This is a genomic window from Sphaerisporangium sp. NPDC049003, assembly GCF_043197795.1.
In the GTDB taxonomy this organism is placed as follows: domain Bacteria; phylum Actinomycetota; class Actinomycetes; order Streptosporangiales; family Streptosporangiaceae; genus Sphaerisporangium.
In genome coordinates, this window is the sequence record NZ_JBICTU010000012.1 from 126,327 (window position 1) to 137,065 (window position 10,739).

The following is a 10,739-nucleotide window of genomic DNA, read 5'->3' on the forward strand; positions in this document are numbered from 1 at the left end:
CTTGATCCGCTTTCCAGCGGAGCACTCCTCATGCCACGTCTGAAGCTTGCGCACCCTCATCAAACGCAATCCCACCGATCGCAGTGCGAGAACCTCAGGCTAGCCCGTCGGCTTACTTCTGGTGCGGTTGTGACGGAAAGACTAGTCAGGTCGGCATTTAGTTGTCCGTCTCGGGCTATTTGTTCAGCGCAGGTCAACGAAAAACCTCATATGGGCGTCGTGCCAAGCTCTCATGGCTAAAGATTAGGGTTCGTCGGATCGAGAGTGAAAGCCGACGGACTCCTGCGTGAGCAGACGGCGCGGGATCTGCGCGAGGCGCACCCATCCATAGGGGCAATATCTTCCGGCGGCAAGACCAGGTGGATCTGGTTGTGAAGGGACTCGGGCGCCGTGTGGATCGGGTGCGTCCATCCTTAGGCGGCCCGTTGGCTGTTCCTTTATCATCAAAGGTGCCTATATGTGCTTTTAATGCAATTTAGTGCGTCAAAGAATCTGTCAAGTCTTCACGATGGCTGCTCTCTGCGTCGGATTTGACCCGATCCGGGTGGAGTCCCGGAACCGAATCGGGGATACGTATCGGCGCCAATGACGATTTCTTGTCGTCTTCAAATCGGGAAACGGGAAACACCGGCATCGCCCTTGTCCGTTCGACGTCGGCTGCCGCACTGTTGCAAGCGGTGGCTCACAGCTGTTCGGACTCACAGTGACGGAGGTCCACGTGGTTCAACGGCTGGTTCAGTTCGGAGCAGAACTTCGCCGTCGGCGTCTCGCCGCCGGCCTCACCCTTACCGAATTCGCCCAGCTCGTGCATTACAGCAAGGGTCAGCTGAGCAAGGTCGAGACGGGTGCCAAGGCACCGAGCCGCGAGCTGGCTCGACTCTGCGACGCCACGCTCGACGCCGGAGGCACGTTCACCGCCATGGTGCGCGAAGGTCCTTCCGGAGAAGACCCCACCGAGGCAAGTACAGGAGATGAGGAGGTGTGGCTGATGCAGTTATCCGCGAACGGGGGGAGTTGGTTCCACCCCGTTGGCCGACGGCAGGTGATCATAGCGGGCGCCGCCTCGATGGCGGGAATGAGCATCGGCAGGCCGGCATCGTCGTCAAGTACCGAGGCCGAGAAGTTCCTGGAAGCGTCGCGCACATTGTTCGATCAGTACCGGCAACTCGGCCAGACGGGTAATCCGGGATTGCTGCTCCCTACGCTCATCGCTCAAACACATCTACTCCGTGAGCTGTCCGCGCACGCTGGCTCCAGCACTCGTGAGGACCTGCTGAAGCTGGGTTCCCGGTACGCCGAATACGTCGGCTGGCTGGCGCAGGAGGCCGGCGACGAAAGGGCAGCCTTGTGGTGGACACAACGCGCTGTCGACCTTGCGGCCGCCGGTGGCGACCATGATTTGGCCGCGTACGGGCTGGTCCGTCGCGCACTCGTAACGCTATATCGCGGGGATGCCGAGCACACTGTCGAGCTGGCTCGGCGCGCACAGACCAGCAAGGTTCCCCTGCGGATCCGAGGCTTGGCCGCGCAACGGGAGGCGCAGGGACACGCCCTCGCGGGTGACTACGACGCCTGTATGCGCAGCCTCGACGTCGCCCGTGCGCTGTTCGCCCATCACGCCACGGCTTCGGATGCCCCTGTCATCGGCAGCATGAACCTGTCGGACTCGGTCGCGATGATCACCGGCTGGTGCCTTCATGACCTGGGGCGCCCAAAGGAAGCGGCGGAGGCCCTGGACGCCCAGTTGGCGCAGGTGTCGTCACGAGCACTGCGCACCCAAGTCCGTTACGGCGCTCGCCGAGCGCTCGCCTACGCCGTCGCTGGAGAGGTCGACCACGCATGCGATCTGACCGGTCGCCTGCTCGATGGCGCCATGACCGTAAGTTCCGCGACCATCGCCGCAGATCTGCGGAGCCTCGCCCGTGCTCTGGCCCGCCACCCGCTGAACCGGTCGGTGCGAGCCCTGACCCCCGAGCTCAACGCGGCTTTGCAGATCGTCAACCCCTAGGGAGGAAACCGCCATGCACGACGTGTTCATCAATTACCGCACAGGAGACGGAGACAGGACCGCCATCACGATCGAGAGAGACCTGGTACGTCGTTTCGGGGAGGGCAAAGCCTTCCGGGCATCGGCATCCATAAGACCGGGCGAGAAATATCCCGAGAGACTGCTCAGCGGTGTGCGGCGTAGCGGCGTCCTGCTCGCCGTCATCGGCCCTCAATGGAGCAGGCATCCCGCGTTGCACGACAAGGACGACTGGGTCCGTAGGGAGATCCTCGAGGCGTTCGCTTGCGGGGTGCCGGTCATACCGGTTCTCGACGGGCGGAGAACCGAGCGCCTGAACCCCGCCGATCTGCCCGAGGAACTGGCCGGGTTGGCGGACCTCCAGTCGATGCCACTGGATCTTCAGCAGGATGCCGAGCCGGGTCTCACGCGCATCGCCCGCAGGATCACCGAGTACGTCCCGTCGCTCAAGGAGGCCGACTCCACCGCCTCCCCCTCTCCGGCTCCTGGATCCGTGAGCAACTCGGTGGGCGACGTGAACGGCACGGCCGTTCAGAACCGCGACGTCACCGGCGACGTCGGCAATGTCATCAAGGGCGACCGGGGCTCGATACACACGGGTAAGGGCGACATCAACAACAACTCCCCGCGCTTTTCTGGAGATGGGGCAACGTACGTCGCTGGAGACAACCAGGGCGGGATCCGTCACCAGTTCGGAGGTCGTCGCAGGAACGAGGATGACGTCCGTTGAGCGACTCGATCAACTCTTCCGTATCGACCACCTATGGGCAGGTACATGCGGGAACAGGCGACATCAACATATTGCTCGCTGACTCCAAGGGGAGGACTCCGCGGGCCATCGCCGATGACCAACTGCTGTGGCTCTGGCGGTGCTTCGTCCATCCGGCGGGCTTCGGCAGGGCGCGGACGGTCCTGGCCGAACACGGCACCGTCCTCATGGACGGAGTGCCGGGCAGCGGACGGAACACCGCGGCCTGGATGCTCCTGTACGAACTGCGTTCCGGTACCCAGGCAATCCGTGAGCTGCTGCCGGAAGACGAGGACAGCCCTCGCCGCCTTGACACCGACCGTGTCGGCGACGGCGACCTGCTGCTGCTGGATCTCTCCGAGATCAGGGAACAGCTCTGGACCGACATCCAGGACGAGTTGTCCTCGTTGCGCAAGGCCGTACTGGAGCACGGCGCCCGGTTGGTGGTCGTGCTCCCGTGGCACAGGATCGAAAGGGTCCGGACGGACCTCGATCGCTATCGCGTCGAGATCGGCCGCCCGCAGGGACTGGAGGTGGTTCGACGCTATCTGCGCGTAGAAGGCGTCCCCGGGGCCCAGATCGCCTCCCAGCCCAAGGCTCTGTCGGCCTTCCTGGACACGAACCCGTCGATCCGGCAGATCGCCGACTTCGCCGGGCTCATCGTCGGCGCGCGAACGACGTCGCAGGGAAAGGGCGAATTCACGGAGTGGTGCAAGAGCGCCGGCGACGCTCAGACCGGCCTGGGCACAGAGGTCGCCCACGAGGTCGCCGTGTTGCGGGAGGGACCGCAACGCGCCCTGTTACTGGCCACGGCCATGCTGCAGGGATCCCGCGCGGAAAGCATCCACCGGGCCGGCGTCTCGTTGTTGCGGGCGGTGAAGCACCCTCCAGAACAGCACTCCTTGCTGGAAGGAGCGGACCTCGCGGAGCGGTTCACCAAGATCAAGGCGGAACCCGATGGGTCCGGCCGGGTGCGGTTCACTCAGTTCGGCTACGACGCGGCGGTTCGTGCCCACTTCTGGAAGCACATGCCGGAGCTTCGTGACCATTTGAATGTATGGGTCGCCGATGCTGTCGACACGGCGGCCCTTGATGTCCGCGATCGGGACACTCTGGTCGAGCGATTTGTCGAGCAGTGCCTGCGCGACGGGTACCCGGACATGGTGAGCTCTTCCGTGTCGCAGTGGACCAGGGAGCCCACGACCAATGCTCGTCTGCAGGCGGCTGCCAAGGCGCTGGAAGCTGGACTCAGCCACAAGGACCTGGGCCGGTTCTTCCGGAGGCAGATCTACACCTGGTCGCAGATGCGGCTGCCCGACAGGTTCGGCCAGGTTCTGGTCGTACTGTGCTTCGAAGTGATGGCGGTGCGTCATCCGGACGAGGCCGTGGTCCGTCTCCATCACCTGGCCAGGAGGGAGCGGGGTGCTCCTCACGCACGCGAGGCGCTTGTGCGACTGATCGGAGATACACCCCGTCTCCATCGCCTCATGCTGGACCGGCTCGTCTACGCCTTCACCGGAAGCACGGGGAGAGAGTGGCAGGCCGACGTCGACCTCTTCCTGCACGTAGCCGATCCGGCGCCGTTCACCGACGTCGGGACTCGCGGTCACGCGCCCATAGCCGAACCCGTCGTGCGAGGTCAGCTGATCGCCGGCTGGAACGTCGTCTTCCAGCGGCGACAGCATGAGACATGGAGCCGCCAGGTCCGGAAATGGCTGCTCACAGCCGCGGACGACGAACGTCACCGTGACCTGCTCCTCGACGTGCTGGTCGGAGGAGGTGGCGAGCGTACGGACGTCCTGTCTCGCCTGTACGTCCTGGCACGGGACGTTTCCCATCTCATGAGCGGCACACCGGACGAGCGGCGACGCCGGGCACTCCTCGTCGACGTCCTCCGGCAGAAGATCAACACCGTCCTGGGCATCTTCGCCGCGTAAACCATCACCGTGACCCTGGATCAGGGGGATACTCCATGAGTTCTGGACGCAAGGTGGTGACGGTCTACCTCACCATCTTCTGCACACCGCTTCTTGCCGGTCTCGTCCTGCTGGCTCCACTGCCGTTCTGGACGTCGCTGGTGCTGGCCCTGGTGCTCGTGACCGCAGCGGTCCTGCTCCTCAGGGCCGTCGCGCGCCGAATGAGATCTTCCGCGCCCCTGCGCTACCTGCCCGTGACGCTGTCGGAGCGTCAGGAGCGGCGGGTAGTCGACGTGGTTCTGCCAAGCGGCTGGGACGACTACGACTTCCGGTTCTCCGCGACCGTGTACTGGTGCCCGGACGGCGCCCCGGCGACCAGGTCCATCGTCAACCCGGGTGCCCTCGCGGTGGAGGCGATCCTGCAACGCGCGCGTGCGATCACAGAGAGACGGCAACCGGGAAGGGCTTCGCTCGTCCAGCACGAGTTGAACGGCGCGCTGGGCAGGATGCAGCCCGAGGCCTCAGGCTGCCTGCAGGTGATGGCCAAATCGGTCACGCTCGTTCTCTCCGAGAATGACCAGGCACGACTCGACAAACTGGCCACGATGCGTAAGGAGAAAGCGGTCTGGGAGCACGAGAGGAAACAGGAGCAGAGCAGGCGGGACTATCTCGGCAACGACGTGTTGAAGGACACGGGTAGCGCCGTGGTCTGGTGGCTCGCCAGGAACGAGGACCAGGTAGAGAAGACCGTGCAGGACATAGGCCTTCTGGCCCGGCTCTCCTCGGCGGCGAACAACGAGGATGTCCCCGAGCTATTTCAACATCTGGTGCCGGATCCGGCCTTCGTGGCACCCGCGGATACCAGGATGCAGAACCTGCGGCACGATGGGACGGCCGGATCCTCTGGGGAAGGTGAGGCGTCCGCCGCCGACCACTTCGACGCCTTTCTGCGGGGGATGGGTTTCCCCGAGGATGACCCGCAGCGAGCTCTGTTCAGCCGGGAAGTGGCCGAATACGCCGCGAAGTACGGTCGTCCGGAGGTGGCTGCCGAATTGGTGCGCCGGTTCGACACCCCCGATCCACCTCACTTCGATGATTTTGATCCCTCGTCCGATCGGCCCGACGGTGAGCCGGGCTTCTGACTCGAACTGGCCAGAAGGCGCACGGCTCGGCCCGGTGATCCGGGCAGGCGAAGCCTCGGGGCCTCCAGAAGGGCCGGGCGGTCAGAAGAGGGTCAGTGGTTCTGTCGGGAGTGGTTCGGGGAGGGGATCCAGCTGGGGTAGGCGGGCCCGTACGTCGGCGTGGAATCGGCGGGCGAGGGTGAGGGCGTCGGCGTTGTCGGGGGTGTGGATGAACATGGTCGGGGAGCGGCCTTCGCGCAGCCACTCGGTGACCGCGTCGGTCCACGGCCGCCAGCCCTCGATCGTGCTCGCCGCGGCGTCCCTGCCGAGGTAGCGGACGATCGGACGGTCGGTGAGGGCGCGCGTCCGCCGAGGCACGCGTGGTTTCCTCGTCCACGCCTCTCGCTCGGCGTCGGTGGTGGGAGGGCTCTGGAAGAGGGTCGTGGTGTCGAACGGGACCCACTCGGCGTCGGCGCCCGCGAGGACCCGCTCGAGGAGCCGCTCGGATCGTTCGTCCTCGAAGAACGCGCGGTGGCGGACTTCGACGGCGTACCTGTGCGAGCGGGGGAGCCGGCGAAGGAAGCCCGCCAGGGCGCCGAGGTCGGCCGGGGCGAACGAACCTGGTAGCTGGATCCAGAGGGCGTGGGCTCGCGGACCGAGCGGCTCGATGGCCTCCAGGAACGATCGGAGCTCCTCGCCGGCGCCGGTGAGGCGGTGCTCGTGCGTGATCGGCTTGGGCAGCTTGACCACGAAGCGGAAGTCGGGGCCGGTCTGCCGCGCCCACGACTCCACGGTGCTCCTCGCCGGTGTGGCGTAGAACGTCGTGTTGCCCTCGACCGCGTCGCACCAGGTCGCGTAGGACCGCAGGCGTTCCCCGGGAGGGAGCGGATGAGGCAGAAAGCGCCCCTGCCATGGCGCGTGCGTCCACATCGCGCATCCCACATGAAGCCGCATGGGCTCGACGTTACCGAAACAGGAGGCGGGCGGGGAAACGACCGGAAACGGGTTCCGGCCAGGCCCGTACGCGGGGGACGCCGTCGCGGGCCGCGCCCGCTTCGCCACCGGCCTGAGCCGCCGCAGGATCTTGCCGCGATCGGCGAGTTCGCCGGACGAGCACGACCAGCCATGAGCGTGCCCCCCGTGAAAGGACCGGGAGCGCGCCGCATGGCTGGTCGTTTCCGGGCGTCTAAGCCCAGGCGAGGTTCATGTCGAAGGCTAGCCGCCCGTGATCACGAAGCTCGTTCCTGGTTGCCGCACGATGTTGCCGGTGGCCGAGTTCGTTATGGTCACGTTCGTCAGCGTCGCGTTTCCGCGAGCCCCGCTCATGGCCAGAATGCCGGCCCCGTTGTTGGACTTGTCGATCTTCACATTGGTGATCGCGACGTTCGGCATGTTGCCGCCGCCCGTCTTGAACTGGATGCCGTCGTAGGTCGAGTCGTAGATGTCGGTGTCGCGGATGGTGACACCGGTGATGTCCCTGCTCGACGGGAACAGCGTGATGGCTCCGAACTCCTGATCCTCGTTCCAGAAGACGCCGCCACCACGGTAGATCGCGTTGTTGGCGATCAGCGTGGTCCCCGAGAACGGCAGGGGACTGTGGTCGGTCGCCAGCATGATGCCCGGGTAGTTCATGGTGTCGTAGATCAGGTTGTTCTCGATCGAGTTGTCGTAGCCGCCGTAGATCGCGATGCCGTTCGCCCGCCAGGGCAACTGGACGGTGTTGTTGACGAAGTGGTTGTCGTGCGTGTTGTCGACGACCTGGTCCTTGACGGCCTGGTTGGCCCAGACCGCGAGCGCGTCGTCGCCGGTGGTGCGGAACGACGAGTTGAACACCCGCGAGTTCCGCGTGCCGTTGGTGAAGTTGATGCCGTCGGCGTAGGTGTCGCGGATGCGCATGCCGCTGAACTGCAGTCCATCGGCGGGGCCCCACAGGGCGGGGATGTTGTCGTAGTCACGGCCGACCCAGACACCCACGTTGGCGTGCTCGATCCACACGTTGGTGATCTTGGTGTTCAGGCCGAACCGGCCGTTCAGGCCCACCCCGCCCTCGTCGTTGCCGTCTCCGCCGCGGATACGGCCTGAGCCGAAGATGGCGATGTCGGAGATCTGGGTGTTGCTGTCGATGTCGAAGCCGAAGTTGCCCTCGTGCGGGTGGTTGATGCCGCCCACCACGTCCTGCGGCTCGGTCAGGGTGTAGAGCTGGGAGTGCCACATGCCCGCGCCGCGGATCGTGACATTGCTGATGCCCACCTGGTTGTACTGGCCCCGGTTCAGCGGGTCGTCGGTGAGGATCTTCTGCTCCTGCCGCCACTGCCCCGCGGGGATCCAGACGCAGCTGATGACGCCGTTCTGGTCGTCGGTCACCGCCCGCTGGATGGCGGCCGTGTCGTCCTTCCCGTCGTTGGGCACCGCGCCGTAGTCGGTGATCGAGGTGCATCCGGCGGGCTGGCTCGCCGGCGGAGCCACCTGCTCAAGGTCGATCAGGTCGATGATGTAGAAGGAGGCCGTGTCGGTCGCGTCACGCTGCAACCGGAACCTGGTGCCCGCCGGGTAGCTCTGCGTGAGCAGCGCGTGCGACTCGTCGAACAGCCGCCGGGCGTCGGCCTGGGGGGTGTTCGTCAGCGCCTCCGGGCCATCGGTGTTCCCGTACAGCCAGCTGTGGCGTGAGGTGAGGTTCAGCTTCTGGGCGAAGGTGTCGTTGATGTAGAGGCTGATGGTGGCGTCGATGCCGCCGCCGTTCGGCGCGTCGGGGATGGAGTTGCGCACCACGATCGAGTTGGAGGGGCTGGTCGAGGTGAACTCGACGAACTGGCCGGTGCTGTTCAGCCGCACCGACTTCCGGCCCGAGGACTCGGTGGCGAAGTTGGTGTGCCCGAAGGTGCGCAGCTGGTCGGCCTCCAGCAGCGTGCCCTGGTACCTGGCGGATTCGGCCTCGTACTCGACCCACGGGACCGCCGCGCCGCGCCCGACCACGATCGCCTGCGAGAAGGTGTTGTTGGTCTCGTTGGTCTCGGCGACGACGTTGGTCGCGTCGGCGGTGGCGGTGATGGTGGCGCCGCCGCTGGTGGCGGTCCAGCTCCCGCTGACGGCCACGTTGGCCGTCGCGCCCGCCGCGATCGGCGCGGTGTTGGTGTTGAGCGTGGTGCCGCCCACCACCAGACGCGTGACGGTGGTGACGCCCACGGCGGTGTTCCCGCGGTTCTTCACCGCCACGTTGAACGTGACCGACGCTCCGACGGCCGGGTTGGACGGGTTGGAGCTGATGCTGAGCACCTGCAGGTCGGGGCCGGGAGCCTCGGCGACCACCAGCGGCGACGCCGCGACGAGGGTGTTGTTGGTCTCGTTCTGTTCGAAGACCGTGTTGTCCGCGTCCACCGTGGCGCTGACCGTGTACGTGCCGGCGGGGCGGGTGCCGATGTTCTGGGTCACCGTGGCGGTGCCGTTGACGGGAAGGGCGGGAACCGCCACGGTGCCGACCAGCGCGCCGCCGACGTAGAGGTTGACGCTGTCCGCGCCGGAGGCGGCGGTGCCCGAGTTCTTGACCGTGGCAGAAAGGGTGATCGCGTTGGTCTCGATGGGGGAGACCGGGGCCCACGAGAGGCTCGTGACGGTGAGGTCGGGGTTCGGCGCGGGGACGCCGATGACCTGGAACTCGGCGACCTGTCCGCCGGGTGCGCCGGTGTTGGCGGCGAACTTCAGCTGGACGTCGGCCACGGTCGCGGAGAGGTCGATCCTCACCGAGTTTCCGCCGGAGGCCGGGTTGAAGGTGTAGTTGGCCGCCGACACCAGGTTCTGGTACGTCGTGGCGTTCTGCTCACGGCCCAGGACCTGGATGTTCTGCGTGCGGGTGCCCCAGGAGGAGTCGGGGTTGAGCTTCACCACGACCGAGCTGACGCTGGCGTTGGCGCCGAGCTTGACGGTCAGCGTGTTCGGGAACGCGCCGGAGTTGGCCTCCCAGTAGGTGGCCACGTTGTTGTCGTTGGCGTTGGCGGCGACGAACGTGTGCACGTGGCCGGACTCGACCATCTCCTTGCCGATCGCCAGGTTCGTGCCCGGATCGCCGGTGCCGGTGCGGGTCACGGAGTTACTGGCCCCCGACTGGTTGCCCGCCGCGTCCTTGGCCTTCACGTAGTAGCTCACGGTCGCCGTGGACGGCTGGGTGTCGGTGTAGGTGGTGACCTTGCCGACGCTCGCCCGAAGCTGGTTGTTGGCGTAGATGTCGTACCCGGTGACGCCCACGTTGTCGGTCGAGGCGGTCCAGGTCAGCTGGATCTGGGTGCCCGAGGGCTCGGTGTAGGCGAGGTTCGCCGGCGCGGTCGGGGCCTGGTTGTCGCCGCCGCTACCGGCCCCGTACAGCTCGAACTCGGAGATCTGCGCGGCGGGCCAGCCGGTGTTGGCGGTGACGTTGACGCGCCAGTACCGGTAGGTCGCGGCGCCGAAGTTGATCGTCACCGAGTTGCCGGTCGCCGGGTTGAAGACGTAGTTCGCGGAGGCCACGACCGTGCTGAAGCTGGAGCCGTCGGCGCTGCCCTGGACCGAGAGCGTCTGGGTGCGGGTCTGCCAGACGGCCGCCGCGGGCACCTTCAGGACGACCTGGTCGACGCTCGTGGCGGCGCCGAGGTCGATCCGCGCCCACTGCGGGAAGCTGTTGTTGGCGCTCTCCCAGTAGGTGGACTGGTCGCCGTCGTTGACGGCCGACACCGGGTATCCGGCCGAGGAGCTGCTGGCCTGGGTCGCCTTGCCCGGCGACAGGTTGGGTCCGCCCGCGGCGGAGGCCGGGACGGCCACCCCCATGGCGAGCAGGCCGGCGGCGACCAGGGTCGCCACCAGCCGTAACGGTCCGTGCGTCTTTCTCATTCGCGTTCCTCAATCTCTTGTCGAGCACGACAGGGCCGGGCTTGAAGGCATGCGTCTTGACCGCACACGTA

The 10,739-nt window shown here is 66.3% G+C and carries 6 protein-coding genes; 4 read left to right on the plus strand and 2 right to left on the minus strand.

Annotated elements, in window-relative coordinates:
- The first annotated feature begins 718 nt into the window (after positions 1-718).
- The 4 genes from ACGFIV_RS15275 (at position 719) to ACGFIV_RS15290 (ending at position 5,832) form a co-directional block, all read left to right on the plus strand.
- Positions 719-2,008, plus strand: a complete 1,290-nt coding sequence (locus ACGFIV_RS15275; RefSeq protein ID WP_392835209.1) for a helix-turn-helix domain-containing protein — start codon at positions 719-721, stop codon at positions 2,006-2,008.
- Between the two features lie 13 nt (positions 2,009-2,021).
- Positions 2,022-2,756 carry a toll/interleukin-1 receptor domain-containing protein gene (locus ACGFIV_RS15280; protein ID WP_392835212.1) on the plus strand — a complete coding sequence of 245 codons (735 nt, stop codon included), beginning with the start codon at positions 2,022-2,024 and terminating at the stop codon, positions 2,754-2,756.
- 71 nt (positions 2,757-2,827) lie between these two features.
- Positions 2,828-4,711 carry a hypothetical protein gene (locus ACGFIV_RS15285; RefSeq protein WP_392835215.1) on the plus strand — a complete coding sequence of 628 codons (1,884 nt, stop codon included), beginning with the start codon at positions 2,828-2,830 and terminating at the stop codon, positions 4,709-4,711.
- A 53-nt stretch (positions 4,712-4,764) separates the two neighbouring features.
- Positions 4,765-5,832 carry a hypothetical protein gene (locus ACGFIV_RS15290; RefSeq protein WP_392835218.1) on the plus strand — a complete coding sequence of 356 codons (1,068 nt, stop codon included), beginning with the start codon at positions 4,765-4,767 and terminating at the stop codon, positions 5,830-5,832.
- A gap of 81 nt (positions 5,833-5,913) precedes the next feature.
- Here ACGFIV_RS15290 and ACGFIV_RS15295 read toward each other — a convergent pair whose 3' ends face one another.
- Complete coding sequence (locus ACGFIV_RS15295; RefSeq protein ID WP_358559441.1) at positions 5,914-6,765, minus strand: DUF72 domain-containing protein; 852 nt, start codon at positions 6,763-6,765, stop codon at positions 5,914-5,916.
- A 261-nt stretch (positions 6,766-7,026) separates the two neighbouring features.
- Positions 7,027-10,668, minus strand: a complete 3,642-nt coding sequence (locus ACGFIV_RS15300; RefSeq protein ID WP_358559439.1) for a CARDB domain-containing protein — start codon at positions 10,666-10,668, stop codon at positions 7,027-7,029.
- Positions 10,669-10,739 lie beyond the last annotated feature (71 nt).